The organism is Candidatus Mycoplasma haematohominis, from assembly GCF_902712995.1.
Taxonomy (GTDB): Bacteria; Bacillota_I; Bacilli_A; order Mycoplasmatales; family Mycoplasmoidaceae; genus Eperythrozoon_B; species Eperythrozoon_B haematohominis.
In genome coordinates this window covers 129228-146284 of the sequence record NZ_CACTIB010000031.1, presented here as the reverse complement: position 1 = coordinate 146284, position 17057 = coordinate 129228, and the positions used below count along the sequence as shown (strand labels likewise).

Sequence of the window (17057 nt, the reverse complement as noted above, 5' to 3'; positions counted from 1 at the left end):
CTCTTTATTTGCCCTTTTGTGCATAAAGCAACTTAACTGCACATCAAAATGTTCTGCCTTGCAAAGGATTATTTGTTGTTCAATTATCAAAATCATTGCTACTTAGATAGCAGTAATCAGTTGACGGTGTATCTACTGTTATTTTTACATTTCCCTGTAAAGCTGACTTGATATAGTCAGAAGCTTTCATAGGCTTCATGCAGAACAGAGCTACTTCTTGGAAAGGATCTATTTCTGGTTTCTGACTATCAGTTACTCCATTAATAAATTGAGTAGTTAAATAGAAATTATTTCTTTCAAATGCTTTTTCTAATTCAGCTTTACATCTATTCTTGAATAGATCTATATGTGTTTTTGTAACTTCACTCTTATCTTTAATTCCTGTTTTTTCTGCTCCAATAATAGTGGTTAGATCATTGTCTTTAATAAATGATTGATCTTCTCAGTTATTCTTATCTCCTTCTTTCTTAAATCAACCTCCACCTATTACTTCCTTCCAATCTGATTCATCTTTATTATCATTTACATTGACATTAAGTGGTGTTAACTTATGTCTTCTTAGTACATGTTCAACTGTAGGAATAGTACATCATTCTCTTAATCTTGCAAGTTCCTTATATTCTTCACTGCCTTGTGTTTCTACTTGTGCTGAAACTTCTCTGTCTAAAGCAACGACACATGCTTGTCTTCAAGGATCTACATTTGAAGTATCTGGTTTTTGTACTACAGTAAGGGAGTAACTATTAGTTCCAACATTACTGTTGAATGTCTTATTTTTGAAAACAACCTGTGGACTATCCTTAAACTTAGTTCCCTTGTAATGAGTTAGAGAATCCTTAGTAGGATCTAGTCTCTCCATCAAAATATTCAGAACTATTTTTTCATCTGTATTTGCAGTTACTAGTGAAAAATCTTTCTTAGTTAATTCAGTTCCGTATGTTCTTCTAGTTGGAGTTTGTAGTTCTTCTGTTGGAACTGCAGGAATAGGATTACTATCAGTAGTAGTTTTTGTGGTTTCAGTATTAACACTCATGGTTCCAAAACCATGACCATTTTTTAGATATATTTTGGAGCCTACTCCTGCAGCTCCAGATGCAATACCAATAGCAGTTAAAGCTTTTGCAATAGTTGAGAATATAGACATGGTTTTTTCATTGAAGTTGGCGGCATTCTAAGAAGGATGATCTTTAGAAAAATAGTTATTAAGAATAAATCTCAAAAAGATAGAGTTATTAAAAGAGCAAAAAAGAACTTACTGGTCTAAATAGTGTTTTTAAGGGTTGAAAAAATGAATGGGGTATTAAATAGAAATTAACTTAAGGATAAATCTTTGTTTCCGCCTACTGTACAGAATCTTTTAACATCTTGGGTTAGTTGATATTTATTGGCATCACTATTCGTACTAGAAAAATCAGAAACTCCTTTCTTGTAATTATCTTCACAAACTTTATTTAAAGCGTTATTGGATGATGCTGTATTGTATCCTTCAGTCACACTACTGAATGCAGAGCTTAGTTGATTACCGCTTTGACCATTTGCTGTCTTTAAAGGATTCAATCTATTTTCGAAAACCCATTTCCATCAATTCTCATTAACTGCGTCATTAGCTACTAACTTATCTTTGTTTTTTGATCCCAGATGACTATCAGTGATATCTGAATTATTTCTCTTAGCTAATGTTTCGGCTAATGGTTCATTTCCTTTTTCTTTAGCTAAATCCGGTCTAACAGAACAGTAAGTTCAAATATTTTTTAGATATTTGGAGTTAATAACATCTGATGTATTCTTCTTTATAGCTGTTTCACATACTTTATTTAAATGTTGTGTATCGGCTAAATTATCGTTCTTAAATCCTTTATCTACTAATTTAAATTCAGAGCTTATTTCGTCTGCTTTTTTAGTTTGATCATTCTTTAAAACCTCAAAAACACTATCTCATCACTTCTTATTCTCATCTAACAAAGGATCTACAAACAAACTCTTGTTATCTCCTCCAATAGTTCCAACGTTATAAGAACTACTATTTTTAGACTGATCAATAGTAGTACAACTTATAGAAAGATAAGAATAACCCATGTAACCACCTCCTACAACTACTGCTCCAGCACCTAAAGCGGCTGCTCCTTTTACTGGATCCATTAATTACCTTCTAAAGAACAAAATTTAATTATTGTATTAACTTGCACTTTTTTATCTTCAGCTTCTTGGGTATCTGTCATTTTATAAGCATCTCCGCATACATCTTTTATTTTTGGTCTATTTTCAAAACTTTTATTTTTAAAAAAATTATGAAAGAGAGAATCTTTAGATTGATCAAAACTATTGTCTGTCAAAATCGTAGAATAATTTCCTAACCCAAAAAACTCCTGATCTCTTAATTCTCAAAATAAATTATTTTCTTCAATAGTTACAGATACAAATTTTTCTTTCTTGACTCATCCATATGAACTAACTGAACCTTCATAAGTTCTCTCTCCCGTTTCCTGTATCGTCTTTGGTTTAGTATCCAATGGAGAACAGTATCTCCAAACCTCCAATTCTAGATATTTACCATTTTGATAAGCTGAAGTCACATTCTCCTTCTCTTCTCCATAAACCGCCACACACTTATCCTTTAAATCTTTTCCACTTGTTACACTTATAAAGTTATGATGTAAAGCCCTGTTTTCATTTTTATCCTTGCTTCATCTATTCTTGTAAGATCAATCCCATCAAGCATCACTATTCTCTCCTACAAAATAAGCTTTCGTTTTCTCAGAATACTTGCCAACTAAATTATTTGCCGTAAAAGGTTTTCAATCAGGCTCTCCTGATGCAGAAAAAGTACTAAATCCGTAACCACCAACCGCTGTTAATACAACAGCTCCAGTTCCTGCAGCTGCCTTTACTGACACAGACATTTTTAACTTACAATACTTTTCTGCTTAAAAAACCTCGTCGAAACAAATAAGCTTCTTATCGATATCTTAAATAAAAAATTAATCTTCTTCAGACTCTGAATTTGATTAAGAATCTGCTTCAAACTTTAAACTTGCACTCTTTTCATTAGTACAAAATCTTTGCACATCATCCGCATATTTTTTCTTTTCAGAATCTCCATTATTAGTAAATTTCACAATATTCTCCTTATAAGCCGCATCACAAACCTTATTTAAAGCCGCTTTGTCATCCTTATCGTAACCTTTCGTAACTTTCTGAAATTCTTTTGAAGAAGCTCTATTGTTGCCTCCTTTCAAAGGCTTCAACTGTGAATCGTACTTAGAATTTCATCAACCCTCATTTTCTGAAATACTTGCAACCAAAAAACTCGCGTTATTTCCTAGAGAAGCTAAATTATTTGAAAACCAATAATCACTGCTATCTCCATCCTTTCTAACAATCTTTCCTGCCTTTTCCGCTTGTTCTATAGTTAAACAACTAGAGGAAGATGTCATATATGCAGCTGTACCAGCTGCGGCTGCCACAACGGCTACTGTTCCTGTTGCTACCACAGATAATTGAATAGATGTCATAGTTTAAAGGGGAAAATAAATGAAAAACACAAATAATCATCTCACATTAATTAGCAAGTAAAACAAAAATTATCAAAAATAAAAAAATTACAATCGTCTTAAATTTAGATTTTGATGTTTTCCGTTATTTCGTCTTTCGAAATATCACCTACGTTAACGTTTTTTATTACTCCTTTCCTTTTAAAGAACAGAACTTAAATACATCTAATTTAGGCGCGTTATTATCTTCTGTATCGCTTTCTTTTTTTGAATAAGCTAGATCGCAAACTTCTTTAAGGGCATCTCATTTATCTTTTTTATTTTTATCTACATATAACTTTTTGAATATAGATTGGGCATCGCCTGTTGCGCCAGTTCCTGATCTATCTCCTGAATCTTTAAAGAACAATTCATTTTGTTTTTTTCAGAAAAAATTATTTGAATCGTCTTTTGTGGAAATTAATTTACCTTGATGTAATTTTCCATAACTCTTTGCATCGGAATAATCTTTTTCAACAACTTTTATTGGCTCTTTTTCTAAGAAAGAGCAGTATTTAAATAAATCCTCTCTTAAATTAGATTTTGCGTTATCTATTCCTGATGTAACAATTTCTATTTCAGTAGACGCTTTCTTGTAAACTTCTTCGCAAACTTTGTTCAGAGCTTTCTTAGTTTTAGTTTGCGCTGGAGCTACCTTATGTTCATAAGCTCTATCAACCTGATCCTTAAAATCACTACTTTTACCATTATCTGTTCTGAAAACTGCGTAAGTTTGTTCTCACCAATTTTCGTTATTTTCTACCTTACCTCCTCCAGTGCTAGTTTCTATTGCTGTCGCTAAACCAAAAGGAGCAACTAAATAATCTCCATAAATTTTTCCTATCTCATTGTTGCTATAAGTCGTGAAATAGTTTTCTTCTTTAGTCAAAGGAATACACACAACTTCTCCGCCCAAAAGTGTCTTTACATAGAAACCTCCTCCAACTGTCAAAGCTAATCCGCCCACTGCTGCTCCTACTTTAAATAAAGCTGACATCTTTAATCCTGTTTACCTTGTAAAGAACAAAATCTTAAAGTCTCTTTGTCTTTTGTGCTGTCAAAAGTATCTTTATACCTATTTTCACATGCTGCTTTTAAATCTTCAACTGTTCTATCCTTTTCAGACTTTGCATAAAGAGTTTTGAAGCCCAAATTAGTATCGCTAGCTATTTTTCCTATACCTTCAATTTCCTTTGTTCCATCTTCGCTTTTCCTTTTATAAAAAGCTCTTGCTTGCCTTTCTCAGAAACCTTGATTTTCTCTATCGTGCACAGACACGAAGATTGCGCTCTTCTCTTTTCCAGATTTATCCTTATACTCATCTCTACCTTCCTCTTTTGCTTCGCTTATCGTTTTAGGATTCTTTCCATCAATAGAACAGAAAGTTCAAACATCCTTTTCATATTTAGCTTTTGTTCCTGCGTCATCTGTATCAGGATGCATATCAGTTTTAGTTGTTTTTGTTGAATAAGCGTCATTACATGCTGTCTTCAATTTATCTACACTATCAACGACATTCTTTTTAAATTCAGTACTAAATTCACTATCATTTTCAGCTTGAAGCTTATCAAATCTTTCTTTTCATCAAGAATCATTCCTATTATCAGAAGCATCCATAAAATGAAATTGAAAATCTTCTCCAAACTTCCCTGGAGTAGGATTTTGTATATGAATAGGCTCTTTGCCAAACAAAGTACTTACGCCATAACCCCCAACTGCCGCTAAAGCTGAAACTCCACCTCCTGCAGCTGCTTTTACTGGTAAAGACATTTCTAATTATGCTACTGGACTATTAACAAAACAAACTTTTTTAAAAATTTCAAATTCTGCTTCAGATTCTTCTCCTTTATAAACTGTTTCCTTCTTAGACTCGCATCAATTCTTTGCATAATCATAAATTTCTTTTGCCTCAGCAGTTGTAGGAGCTGTTTCTCCTTGTAATTTATTTACTTTGTCTTCTGTAGGTGCAGTCTTAGATATTCCTGTCATTTTCTTAATATTGTTTTTTAAATCTGTCTTATAAGTTGTTTCTTTATTTTGCTGAGTCAACCAACCTTTCATTTCTTCTTCTTTCTCCGCAATATATGACTTTTCAGTAAATTCTCGCTTTGCTTTAATAAAGTAAGTGTCATTGCTAAAAGCTCCTGCTGCATAAGCAGCCAAAGTTCCGCCGCCTCCTAATAATACTGCCCCGGCAGCTGCTCCAACTATTGCTTGTGTTGACATAATTTAAGTAGTTGGCATAGTTAAATTTCCTTTTCCTTCAACAGTACAAAAACTTTCTACATTTTTCTTTAATTTGTATTTATTTTGTTCTGAGTCTGATGATTCATCAGAAAACTTATCTTTTCCCTCTTTATATCTTTCTTCGCAAACTTTATTTAAAGCTGTGTTGGAAGACGAACTATATCCTTCATTTACTAAATTAAACTCAGTAGATAAATCGCTACTTGTTTTTTCTTTTCTAGGCTTGAATTTATTCTCATAAACTCAATTTCATCATTTTTCATTTACTTGTTCAGGAGAAGCTAACTTACCTTTGTTATCTCCCTCTTTTCCTAATTTGTAATCCTCTATGCCTGTTTTTCCCTCCAACGTCGTAACGACTGTTGGCTCATTACCTTTATCTTTTGCTAAATCTGGTCTAACAGAACAATAAGTTCATACGTTTTTTAAATATTTAGAGTTAACTATTTCTGTTGCTTTAATAGCTGTTTCACATACTTGATTTAAGTGTGTATTGCTTGTTCCTGCTTTTTGAAATGATGATGTTACTTCACTAAATTGAGAACTTATTGTATCCGACTTAGTTTTTTTATCATTCACTAAAACTCCATAAACTTTGCTTCATCACTTCTCATTCTCCTCCAATAAAGGATGCACAAACTTATCAAAGTCATCTTTCGCGACACCATTCTTATAATCATCCGGATTACTAGAATCAGCTATAGTTATGTAACTGACAGAGAAATACGCATATCCGAGATAACCACCTCCTATTAAAGCACTTCCAGAACCAATAGCTGCTGCTCCTTGTAATGGATTCATTAATTGACCTTATAAATTACTTTTAAAGAAAGTAAAAACGAACTGACTGGCTTTTAATTTGAATTCAAAAAAAGCAAACAAACTATTTTTTTAAAAGAATAAATTTAACTACTTGTTGAAAAAACTAATATTGAAAATTTATCTTTTGCTGGTTTTTTAAAAACTAGGAAATGCCTTTAAATCTTGTCTACAAACTAATCACTATCGTAATCATTATCATGACTAGCAGCAGGATTTTCATTAAAAATTAAATTTGCATCGCTTTCATTAGTGCAAAACTATCTTACATCTCCTGCATATTTTTCATTTTCGGTGCTAGTAATAATCTCTCCAAAATTCTTCTTATAAGCTGCATCGCACACTTTATTCAAGGCTTTTTCGTCGTCCCTATCATAACCTTTTGTAACTTGCTTAAATTGACTTGAAGAAGCTCTGTTAACATCGCCATTCAAAGGTTTCAATTGAGAATCGTACTTAGAATTTCATCAAGACTCATTTTCCAAAATATTTGCGATCAAAAAACTCGCATTATTTCCTAAAGAAGCTAAATTATTTGAAAACCAATAATCGTTTCTATCTTCATACTTCTTAACAATCTTTCTTGCCTTTACAGCTTGTTCTATAGTTAAACAACTAGAAGAAGATGTCATATATGCAGCTGTGCCAGCTGCGGCTGCCGCAACAGCTACTGTTCCCGTTGCAGCAACAGATAATTGAATGGATGTCATAGTTTAAAAGGGGAAAATCAATAAAAACGTAAATAATCATCTCACATTAATTGGTGAGTAAAACTAAAATCATCAAAAATAAAAAAAATACAACCGCCTTAAATTTAGATTTTGATATTTTCTTTTCTTAAACTTTGCTCAAGAACAAACTTACTCTAAACAATAAATTCACTTATATTTAAAAAATTAAAATTATCCCGATCCTTACAAAGAGCAAAACTCAAGTTCTCTGCAATGAAGTCGTGATTATTTACCTTTTAAAGAACAGAATTTAAGTAATTCGGCATCTGTTGTTGAACCATCACTCACAGTTGATTGTTTCTTATAAGCCTCTTCGCAAACATTTTTTATTGTGTCTTCTTGACCCTTATTTTGTTTCTTATATAAAGCTTTAAAAATAGATTTTTCTCCCGCATTTAATTCCGTTTCTTTAAGTCCAAAAAAATAAGTGTTTTGCTCATCTCAAAATCTTTGATTTGCGGGATCTGCAATATCTATAAGCACATCTTCTTTAGTTTTCGCAAATGTATTATTTTTTCTTGATACATCATCTGCTTTAACCTCTCTTAAAGTCTTAGGCTTATTTCCGAAAATTGAACAATATCTTCAAACATCTTCTTCTGAATATTTAGTATTGTCAGTTTTAGCAGAGCTACTTACAACCACATTTGCTTTTTCATCTGCATAAGCTTCACCGCAGACTTTTTTAAGAGATTTATCTACTCCAGAACCGCTCTCTAAACTTTTAAATTTACTTAATGGTTCATGTCTATTTGCGGAAGAATCTCTCGTGTCCTTTTCATATCTATTCTTAAATACTCAGTTCCATCACTTATCATTTTCAGATCCATTGCTTTCTGCAAAATATCTTTTGTAATCTTCTCCATATTTTCCTGTTGCAGGGCTCTTTAAACGAACACAGTGTGGTTCTTGTGCATCAAGCAAAAACTTAGCTCCAACTCCTGTTCCTCCTACTACTACAGCTGTTGCACCTAATGCCGCCGCTCCTTTGACTGTTGCGCTCATGCTTTTCTAATAAATTTCTAAGTATTAATTAACTACCCTGTTGTTCCTTAACAGGAATCAAATAACAGAACATTTTTATATCCTTATCTGATGCTTGAATGGAAGAAGAATCTTGGTTCTTATCAGAACCATATGCTTCTTCACATTTTTCTTTAATAGTTCCTGGTTTTTCTTGACCTTTCTTTCCATATAAACCTTTAAATATTGATCCAGTAGCGTGTTCTCCAGAATATTCGCCCTTACCAAAAAATTCTTTATTCCTTAGTTCTCAGAATTTGGAATTATCATCATTCTTAGCCAAAACCGCTTTATCTTTATGAGCTCCTCCTAATTTATCCTTATGATCTGATTCAGTAAGTAATTTTGGCTTCCCTTCTAATAAAGAACAATAAGTTCAAACATTGTCTTCATAATTTTGTTTTGTATTCCAACTCGTTGTTTGTTCCTTAAATGCAACATCACAAACCTTATTTAAAGCATTATTGCCTGTTCCGTATCCAGAAGTAATAGCTGTTTTTTGAAATTCAGTACTTAATTTACTTGTTGCATCACTTTCGCTTTGTTTAGAAAATAACACCTTATACTTTTCATTTCATCATTCTTCATTTCTAGAATTATCAGGATCTACTAAATATTTAGCATTTGTTTTTCCGAAAGTACTATTGGCATAAGAAGTAGATCTTTGTTCTACAGTAAAAGGAGGTTCTCCATATTCTCTATTAAATAAAAAATAACCTCCGGTTGTTCCTCCTATTGCTACAGCAGTTCCTGCTGCTACTTTTGCTGGAACATTCATAAAGCTATTTACCTTCTAGAGAACAAAATTTAAAAACATTCGCTTGTGTCGCAGTTGGTTTGTTTTCTTCTTTTGTTGTTTTGACAAAATAAGCTTCTTTGCATATCTCCTTTACTATAGATCTAGAATGACTATTTCCAGATTCGTATAAAGCATGAAATAAGGAATCAGTATCTTTATTTATTCCACTTGATCCTTCAGCAGTAATTCCTTGATAACGACCAATGCCAAAAAATCTATCTTGTTGTATTTGTCAGAATCAATCATTATTTTCATCTGTCACTGATATTAGTTTTGTTCCTTGAGTCTTGCCATATGAATCATCCTGAGCTTGATAAGTAGTAGAATCCTTTTCTTGTACTGTTGTCGGCTTTCCTGCAAAACCAGGAGAACAATATCTTCATACATCCCTTTCCAGATATTGAGTTTCACTAGTTGTTTTTGAAATCTCTGAAATTTGTTTTTTATATGCCTCATCACATTTTTCTTTTAACTTTTTCCAATCATCCAAAACATCTTTAAATCCAAATCCTGGTCTTTTACTTTCATCAGAATCATTCTTATCTTTAGATCATCTATTCTTCAAAGACCAACTTCATCAATTCTTATTTTCGTCTGTCGCTCCAACAAAATAGTGTCTGTAATTATCTGCATATTTACTACTTAATGTCCCGTCATCCAAAGAAATATGTGTTCATGAAGGTGTATTTCACAAAGTACTTACACCATAAGTTGTTGCTCCTGCAACTAAAACTGTTCCTAAAGCTGCGGAAACTTTAACTGGATCCATTAACTAATCTCCTTCTTTTCCAATGAACAAAACTTAAAGACATTTCCTTTTGTTGTTTTTGGTGTTGTGCCAGTTGAACCCTCTTGTAAAGCATATGCTTTTTTGCATGTTTCCTTTATATTTCCTTGATCAGGTTTTCCCTTAGTTGAATAAAGTCCATGAAATAAAGAATCGGTATCTGCTGATAAATCTTTCCCTATTCCTTTATTGCCCTCTCCACCTTCAAAAAATTCTTTATTTCTTGTCTCTCAGAAAATGTCGTTTCCTTTTGTACCAATTAATTTGGATTCATATTTTTTGCCATATGATGTATTACCTGAATAACTCTCTCCTTTTGTTTCGCCAATAGTTTTAGGAGCTTCTCAGAAGAAAGAGCAATACTTGAATAAATCTTTCCTTAAATTCTCTTTGTTATCGTCTGAATCACCGGCCCTTTTGAAAATATCAGTTTTGGTTTTGCCATAAACAGTCTCGCAAATTTCGTTTAATGCTTTCTCATCATTATTTAATATCTGTCCAGAAGTTTTATAAGGATGCTTAATATTGGAACTCAAGAAATCGGCACTCAAAACATTCTTGCCTTTCAAATCAGACTTCAACCTTCTATAAGACCATTCTCATCAATTCTTATTATCTTTTGGTTTATCTGAATTTTCAGAACTGCTTGTCAAGCCGTAAGGAGAAATTAAATAATTTCCATACAATTCGCCCACTTTATCATTGCTAGACGAATAGGTTGTAGAATAATTTGTGTCTTTAGACAAAACAACAAAATCACTCGGCATAGGATCCATAACACTATAAATTCCGTATGTTGTTCCTGCTGTCAACAAAGCCGCTCCACCAACCGCAACAGCAGCTTTAGCTAAAGACATAAGACTCTTATTATTCCTTTCCTTTTAAAGAACAAAATTTAAGCACATCTTCTTTTTTTGCCTTATCTCCATCTGTGTCGCTTGATTTCTTGGAATAAGCTTTTTCACACGTTTTTTTAAGTGCGTCTCATTCATTCTTCTTTTGTTTGTCTTCGAATAATTCTTTGAATTTAGGGCTTTCTTCTGTTAATCCACTACCTGACCTATCTCCAGTTTCTTCAAAGAACAATTCATTTTGTTTCTTCCAAAATTTATCGTTCTTTCTGTCTGTTGTAGAAATTAACTTGCTACTATATTTTTTTCCGTAACTGTCTGCATCAGTGTATTCGCTCTCAGAAACTTTTATTGGTTCTTTCCCTAAGAAAGAACAATATTTAAATAGATCTTCCCTTAAATTCGATTTTGTATGTCCGGTGTCTGATGCAGAAGTTTCAATATCTGTTGATGCTTTTCCATAAACTTCTTCGCAAACTTTGTTTAAAGCCTTTTTTGCTTCCTGCGTCTGTGATACCGCTGTTACTCTATTGTCATAGGGTCTATCAATTCTGTCTTTAAATTCACTACTCAAACCTTTATCTTTCTTAAAAACTTCATATGTTTGCTCTCATCACTTCTTATTGTCTTCTACAGCCTTTCCAGAACTACTATTACCTGTTTTTAAAACTGAACCAAAAGGAGCAACTAAATAATCACCATACAACTTCCCTACTTTTGTAGAACTGGCATTATAGGTACTTGAATAACCATCCTCTTTAGTTAAAGGAATACACAATACTTCTTCTCCCAAAAGAGTTTTTACATAAAAGCCCCCCCAATTGTCAAAGCTATTCCACCAACAACTGCTCCTGCTTTAACTAAAGCTGACATCTTTAACTTTCTTGTTTACCTTGCAAAGAACAAAATCTTAAAGTTTCTTTGTCTTTTGTGTTGTCAAAACTTTCTTTATACCTTGTTTCACATGCTACCTTTAGAGAATCGACTGTTCTATCCTTTTCCTGCTTATCATAGAGTGTCTTGAAACCCAAATCGCCATCTTTTGCTTCTTGTCCTATTCCTTCAATTTCCGTTTTTCCGTCTTCGCCTTTTCTTTTATAAAAAGCTCTTGCTTGTCTTTCCCAGAAACCTTGGTTTTCTTCACTATGGACAGAAATTAAGTCATTTTCTTTTGTTTTTCCAGATTTGCCAGAATACTCAGTTTTTCCGTCTTCTCCCGCTTCTCTTACAGTTTTAGGTTTCTTTCCATCAATAGAACAGAAAGTTCAAACATCTTTTTCATATTTCTTTTTGTCTGCATTTTCTGAATCGGGATGCATATCATTCTTTGTAGTTTTTTTTGTATACGCATCACTGCAAGCCTCTTTAGGCCTTTCAAAACTATTAACAGTTTTCTGTTTAAATTCAGTGCTAAATTCACTATCTTTTCCAGATTTATGCTTTTTAAATCTTTCTTTTCATCAAGAATCATTCTTATCATCAGAGGCATCCATGAAATGAAATTGAAAATCTTCTCCAAACTTTCCTGAAGTAATTGTTTGTATATGTATTGGCTCTTTCCCAAACAAAGTACTCACTCCATAACCTCCAACTGCTGCTAAAGCCAAAACACTGCCACCTGCAGCTGCTTTTACTGGAATAGACACAAAAATTATTAAACCGCTATTTTAGTCACAAAACAAACTTTTTTAAATCTTTCAAACTCCTGCTTATTTTGACCATCTGCATCATTGTAAACAGCATTCTTTTTGGATTCACATCATGCTTTTGTATAATCATAAATTTCTTTTGCTTCTTGTTCTGTTGGTGGAGTATCGCCTTGTAACTTATCTACTTTAGTACTTTCTGGAGCAGTAGAACCAACTACTCCTGTCATATTGCTTATATTGTCTTTTAAGTTCTTTTTGTAATCATTTCCTTTATCTTTTTGAATTAATCATTTCTTCATATTGTCTTCCTGATCTGCAATATATTCTTTATCTGTTAATTCCCTTTTTGCTTTATTGAAATAATCGTCTTTATTAAAAGCCCCTGTAGCATAAGCAGCTAAAGTTCCTCCTCCGCCTAACAATGCCGCCCCGGCAGCTGCTCCAGCTATTGCTTGAGTGGACATTATTTAATTAGTTGGTATTGTTAAATTTCCTTGTCCTCCCCTAACACAAAAGCTTTCGACATTCTTTTTAAGTTTGTTTTTTTGTTCATCAGCATCGCTTGCACTGCTTGGAAATTTATCTTTTGTTTCTTTATATTTAGCCTCACAGACTTTATTTAGTGCTGTAGTTGTTGTGTCGTCATATCCTACAGTTGACCCACTAAAATCGCTATGTAAAGTTGTTTTCTTAGTTTCATCTTCTTTAATCGGTTTCAATCTATTTTCATAAACCCAATTTCATCACTCTTCATTTGCTTGATCTGCTGAAGCTAATTGATCCTTATTTTCATTAACAAATCCTAACTGTCCTGAAGTAAATGTAGGGTTTTCTTGTGTTTTCAAAGTCTTCTTAACTTCAGGCTCGTTTCCTTTTTTCGAAGCCAAAACTGGCTCAATAGAACAATATGTTCAAACATTTTTTAGATATTTAGAGTTAATTGTTGTTGTCTTAATAGCAGTTTCGCATACTTTATTTAAGTGTGTTGAGCTAGCTTCATCTTTTTGAAAGCCATGTGTTACTGCATTAAATTGGGAACTTATTGTTTCTGATTTACTTTCTTTATCACGTTTCAAAAATAAATACGCCTTCTCTCATCATTTCTTGTTGCTATCCAACAAAGGATCAACAAATTTATCTAAGTCTTCTTTTGCTATACCGTTAGAGTAATTAGCCTTATTGCCGGATTTATCTATTGTTGTGCAACTAACTGAAAGATGTTCATAACCAAGATAACCTCCTCCAATTAATACACTCCCTGCGCCAATAGCTGCAGCTCCTTTAGCAGGGGTCATTAGTGTTCTAACTTAATAAATATGAATGTGCTAGTTTTTAGTTGAAATAGCCTTAAATATAAAAATAACACATGAATTATATAAAGAAGGGTCGTTTTGCCTGCGAAATTTTAAGAATAAATTGCAAATACTTAGAAAAACTACAAAAAAATAAGCAGCCAATTGCTAGACTACAATTTCGATGTAAAAAAGACTTTCTATCTAATTAAAGTCATTTAAATGAAAACTTCAAATTAGAAAAGTTATATTTGAAAGGATAAATAAAAACACTAATGGCTCTTATAAAAGCAATAGTTATAGGAGGGAGTTTGGTCGCTATTGGAGGTGGAGGGGGTTACTACATTTTTACTTTATTTGATGAGCCAGCACCAAAGGTTTCTATAAAGGAAGCGATCGCAGGAAAATTTGGTGATGATTTCCAACTACATTTCATGGATGCAACGGGAAATGAAAATGACATTTGATGACAAACTAGATTTGAACACATAGAGTCTATTGGGACTTTGCAAAATAATGGAAAAACAAACGAAGATGAACTTCTAAGTGATGAATTCAAAAAGAACGTCATAAATAACATTGAAAAACTAAAAGAAGTTTGTAGAACTGCGTATGGAAAAGCTACAAGTGAAATACATATTCCAGGAGACACATCAAGCGACAAAGAAAATAAGAAAAAGTACGAACAAAACATATGATCCTTTTGCTCTATAGAAGGTTCAATGCCAATTACTGTTGAATCTTCTGAACAAGATGAATACAAGAAATACAAAACAGATGGTACTGACGTTGCTAAATTTGGAGGAACAAAAAAAGAGTCTCTAATTTCAACCAAAGACGGGAAAAATAACTTATTCTGGGAAATACAGGCTAAAGCTTTCTTTGCAGGAAAGATAAATTTAAGTGAAAATTCATCACCGTTCAAAACCTTAAAAGAAAAAACAGTAAAGGCTCTTAAAGAAGTTTGCGAAAGTAAATATCAAAGTACGGGAACGGAACAAGACACTCTAAAAGTCTGCTCTTTAAAAGGGAAAAATCATGCCGGTAATTAATTTTCAATAAACAAAAAATAAAACTCCAACAGCAATTCCTAATTTGACTCGTTATTCCGCCTATCACAAAAAAGTAGATTAACCGTTTTTATCTAACAGTTAAAAAATGCAGTTTGTGCAAAAGTAACTGAAAAAAATAAATGATTTTACTCGGGTATTTCTAGAACTCCTTCTCCTCCGATAGTACAAAACCTTTCTACATCTTTTTTAAGTTTGTGTTTGTCATCACTACTTGCTGTTGAACTATCTGGAAATTTATCTTTTGTTTCTTTATATTTAGATTCACAAACTTTATTTAATGCTGTGATATTTGAAGCGTGATATCCTGCATCTACTGTGATGAAACTACTATGTAAGGTTTCTTTTCACTATCGCTCTCTTTAATCGGTTTCAATCTATTTTCATAAACTCAATTCCATCATTCTTGATTTTCTTCGTCTTTTGAAACTAACTTACCCTTATTGTTCTCAACTGATCCCAATTGCCCAGACGCAATAGAAGAATCTGATTTAGTCTTTAAAGTCTTCTTAACTTCAGGCTCGTTTCCTTTTCTCTCAGCTAAATTTGGCTGAATAGAACAATAAGTTCAAACATTTTTTAGATATTTAGAGTTAATTGTTGTTGTCTTAATAGCGGTTTCGCAAACTTTATTTAAGTGTGTTGTGCTTGTTCCATCTTTTTGAAAGCCGTGTGTTACTTTATTAAATTGCGAACTTATTGTTTCTGGTTTACTTGACTTATCATGCTTCAAAACTTCGTACACCTTCTCTCATCACTTCTTATTACTATCTAACAGAGGATCAACAAATTTATCTAAATCATCTTTTGCTAAACCGCTGGCGTAATTAGTCTTATTGCCAGATTTATCTATTGTGGTGTAACTAACTGAAAGATGTTCATAACCAAGATAACCTCCTCCTATTATTACACTCCCAACTCCTACAGCGGCTGCTCCTTTTATTGGATCCATTAACTAGATTGTTTTTCCAAAAAACAATATTTTTTTAAATCAGTTTCGGTTACCTTTGTTTTTTCTGTGAACGACTCTCTATAGGCATCTGAACAAGTTTCTTTAACTGTCTTATTATTCTTTTTTCTATTTTTAAAAACGTTTTGTGAATTTGCTTCGTCCTGTTCGTCTTTAAATTTCCTTTCTTTTAGATCTCAAAACCACTGATTAGACAAAGTATCGACAGAAATTAAACCGTCTTTATGTTGCTTTCCTCATGTTTCTTTAGAACTATCGGTAACTAAACTTTTCTCAGAATTATCCTTTGAATCTGACAGAGAAACAGGTTTTTGTCTATTTGGAGATATAGAACAAAATTTTCAAACATCTTCTTCTTTATATTTGTCTATTGCAGGTTCTGAAATTGTCTTTACTACATTTACTTTATCGCTTTTAAAAGCGGCATCACAAACCTTATTTAAAGCTTTTTCAGGGCTAGAGTCTTCCGCTTGGTAAGCTACTTCAACTGCTCTAAATTTTGCGCTTAAAGTATCAGGTTTATGACTCTTCAATGATTTATATGATCATTCTCATCAATCTTTATTTTTTGATTCAGTCAATTTATTAGGATCAACTAAATAATCCCCATATGAATAACCATACTTACCATTTTCATATTTATCAGTAGTTCCAAAGCCTGAAATAGAAGACAAAACATCGCATTCCGGCATAACATTGACAGAGATATAAACAACATAAGTTGTTCCTCCAATTAATAAAGCTCCTGCGCCTACTCCAATAAATAACTTAATTGGATCCATAGTAACTACAATCTAGATAGCCTCTAAACAAGCGTTTTCAAATGTATCCCAAAAAGGAATTTTCTTTAACTGTTCATCTGTAAATTGCATTTTTATTGGTAATAAAGGGTAATCTTTTGTTCAATTGCATCATCTGTTTACATATTCAGCTGTTGCATTAAAAGCATTAGTATCTGTTTTCGCTTCATATACTCGAGGCTTTGAAACAAAGCCGTAAGCAACTGGAAAATCCATTCTCCTAATATTTTCGTCCAAAAACCTAAGATAATTTCCCCCTTTACTTGGATCATTCAAAAGTTTTTTCACATCATCTACTGTTGGCGGTTTCTTTTTATTTCCTATGTAATTAAATTTTCCTCCGTACATTACATATTCATGAAAATTGAAATACTTGCCATCTGTCCTAACGCTTGAAGTATCAAAAGCTCCTGCAAAATAAGCAATCATAGTTCCGCCGCCTCCGACCACAAAAAAAGCCAAAGTTGTAATTAAAAGAGGAGAACTCAT

General features: G+C 32.8%; 21 protein-coding genes. 1 reads left to right on the top strand and 20 read right to left on the bottom strand.

All coding sequences use genetic code 4. The annotated features are described in order from the left end of the window. Positions 1-4: 4 nt before the first annotated feature. The 17 genes from H6411_RS05455 to H6411_RS05375 form a co-directional block, all read right to left on the bottom strand. A complete protein-coding gene (locus tag H6411_RS05455; RefSeq protein WP_216083638.1) occupies positions 5-1144 on the bottom strand; it encodes a hypothetical protein in 1140 nt (379 codons plus the stop codon). A gap of 167 nt (positions 1145-1311) precedes the next feature. Further along, entirely contained in the window at positions 1312-2139 is an 828-nt protein-coding gene (locus H6411_RS05450; RefSeq protein ID WP_216083637.1) for a hypothetical protein, read from the bottom strand. After that, positions 2139-2894 (bottom strand): hypothetical protein, encoded by a 756-nt coding sequence (locus H6411_RS05445; protein ID WP_216083636.1) that lies wholly within the window; start codon positions 2892-2894, stop codon positions 2139-2141. Before H6411_RS05445 ends, H6411_RS05450 begins: the two co-directional genes overlap by 1 nt. A gap of 111 nt (positions 2895-3005) precedes the next feature. Beyond that, complete coding sequence (locus tag H6411_RS05440; RefSeq protein WP_216083635.1) at positions 3006-3512, bottom strand: hypothetical protein; 507 nt, start codon at positions 3510-3512, stop codon at positions 3006-3008. Between the two features lie 166 nt (positions 3513-3678). Beyond that, complete coding sequence (locus H6411_RS05435) at positions 3679-4527, bottom strand: hypothetical protein (RefSeq protein ID WP_216083634.1); 849 nt, start codon at positions 4525-4527, stop codon at positions 3679-3681. Between the two features lie 2 nt (positions 4528-4529). Then, positions 4530-5300, bottom strand: coding sequence for a hypothetical protein (locus H6411_RS05430; RefSeq protein WP_216083633.1), 771 nt, complete (start codon positions 5298-5300; stop codon positions 4530-4532). A gap of 6 nt (positions 5301-5306) precedes the next feature. Continuing rightward, positions 5307-5756 carry a hypothetical protein gene (locus H6411_RS05425; RefSeq protein ID WP_216083632.1) on the bottom strand — a complete coding sequence of 150 codons (450 nt, stop codon included), beginning with the start codon at positions 5754-5756 and terminating at the stop codon, positions 5307-5309. A 3-nt stretch (positions 5757-5759) separates the two neighbouring features. Beyond that, the gene (locus H6411_RS05420; protein WP_216083631.1) at positions 5760-6578 is read right to left on the bottom strand and encodes a hypothetical protein; all 819 of its coding nucleotides are present in this window, start codon (positions 6576-6578) and stop codon (positions 5760-5762) included. A 278-nt stretch (positions 6579-6856) separates the two neighbouring features. Beyond that, positions 6857-7306, bottom strand: coding sequence for a hypothetical protein (locus H6411_RS05415; RefSeq protein WP_216083630.1), 450 nt, complete (start codon positions 7304-7306; stop codon positions 6857-6859). Positions 7307-7552: 246 nt separating this feature from the next. Then, complete coding sequence (locus H6411_RS05410) at positions 7553-8332, bottom strand: hypothetical protein (RefSeq protein ID WP_216083629.1); 780 nt, start codon at positions 8330-8332, stop codon at positions 7553-7555. Positions 8333-8360: 28 nt separating this feature from the next. After that, complete coding sequence (locus tag H6411_RS05405; protein WP_216083628.1) at positions 8361-9128, bottom strand: hypothetical protein; 768 nt, start codon at positions 9126-9128, stop codon at positions 8361-8363. Positions 9129-9132: 4 nt separating this feature from the next. Beyond that, positions 9133-9918: a hypothetical protein gene (locus H6411_RS05400; protein ID WP_216083627.1), complete on the bottom strand. Its 786-nt coding sequence runs from the start codon at positions 9916-9918 to the stop codon at positions 9133-9135. Further along, positions 9918-10793 (bottom strand): hypothetical protein, encoded by an 876-nt coding sequence (locus tag H6411_RS05395; RefSeq protein WP_216083626.1) that lies wholly within the window; start codon positions 10791-10793, stop codon positions 9918-9920. The genes H6411_RS05400 and H6411_RS05395 overlap by 1 nt, the downstream gene beginning before the upstream one ends. 10 nt (positions 10794-10803) lie before the next feature. Then, entirely contained in the window at positions 10804-11580 is a 777-nt protein-coding gene (locus tag H6411_RS05390) for a hypothetical protein (RefSeq protein WP_216083625.1), read from the bottom strand. A gap of 82 nt (positions 11581-11662) precedes the next feature. Beyond that, positions 11663-12433 carry a hypothetical protein gene (locus H6411_RS05385; RefSeq protein WP_216083624.1) on the bottom strand — a complete coding sequence of 257 codons (771 nt, stop codon included), beginning with the start codon at positions 12431-12433 and terminating at the stop codon, positions 11663-11665. A gap of 8 nt (positions 12434-12441) precedes the next feature. Continuing rightward, complete coding sequence (locus H6411_RS05380; RefSeq protein WP_216083623.1) at positions 12442-12900, bottom strand: hypothetical protein; 459 nt, start codon at positions 12898-12900, stop codon at positions 12442-12444. 3 nt (positions 12901-12903) lie between these two features. After that, positions 12904-13731 carry a hypothetical protein gene (locus H6411_RS05375; RefSeq protein WP_216083622.1) on the bottom strand — a complete coding sequence of 276 codons (828 nt, stop codon included), beginning with the start codon at positions 13729-13731 and terminating at the stop codon, positions 12904-12906. Between the two features lie 272 nt (positions 13732-14003). Between H6411_RS05375 and H6411_RS05370 the strand changes: the two genes are divergently transcribed. Then, entirely contained in the window at positions 14004-14780 is a 777-nt protein-coding gene (locus H6411_RS05370) for a hypothetical protein (RefSeq protein ID WP_216083621.1), read from the top strand. A gap of 331 nt (positions 14781-15111) precedes the next feature. Here the strand turns inward: H6411_RS05370 and H6411_RS05365 are convergent, their stop codons facing one another. Genes H6411_RS05365 through H6411_RS05355 form a run of 3 tightly spaced genes read right to left on the bottom strand, consistent with a single transcriptional unit; the run spans position 15112 to position 17057 of the window. Beyond that, entirely contained in the window at positions 15112-15750 is a 639-nt protein-coding gene (locus tag H6411_RS05365) for a hypothetical protein (RefSeq protein ID WP_216083620.1), read from the bottom strand. Next, complete coding sequence (locus H6411_RS05360) at positions 15750-16550, bottom strand: hypothetical protein (RefSeq protein ID WP_216083619.1); 801 nt, start codon at positions 16548-16550, stop codon at positions 15750-15752. The genes H6411_RS05365 and H6411_RS05360 overlap by 1 nt, the downstream gene beginning before the upstream one ends. Positions 16551-16562: 12 nt before the next feature. Continuing rightward, positions 16563-17057 carry a hypothetical protein gene (locus tag H6411_RS05355; protein WP_216083618.1) on the bottom strand — a complete coding sequence of 165 codons (495 nt, stop codon included), beginning with the start codon at positions 17055-17057 and terminating at the stop codon, positions 16563-16565.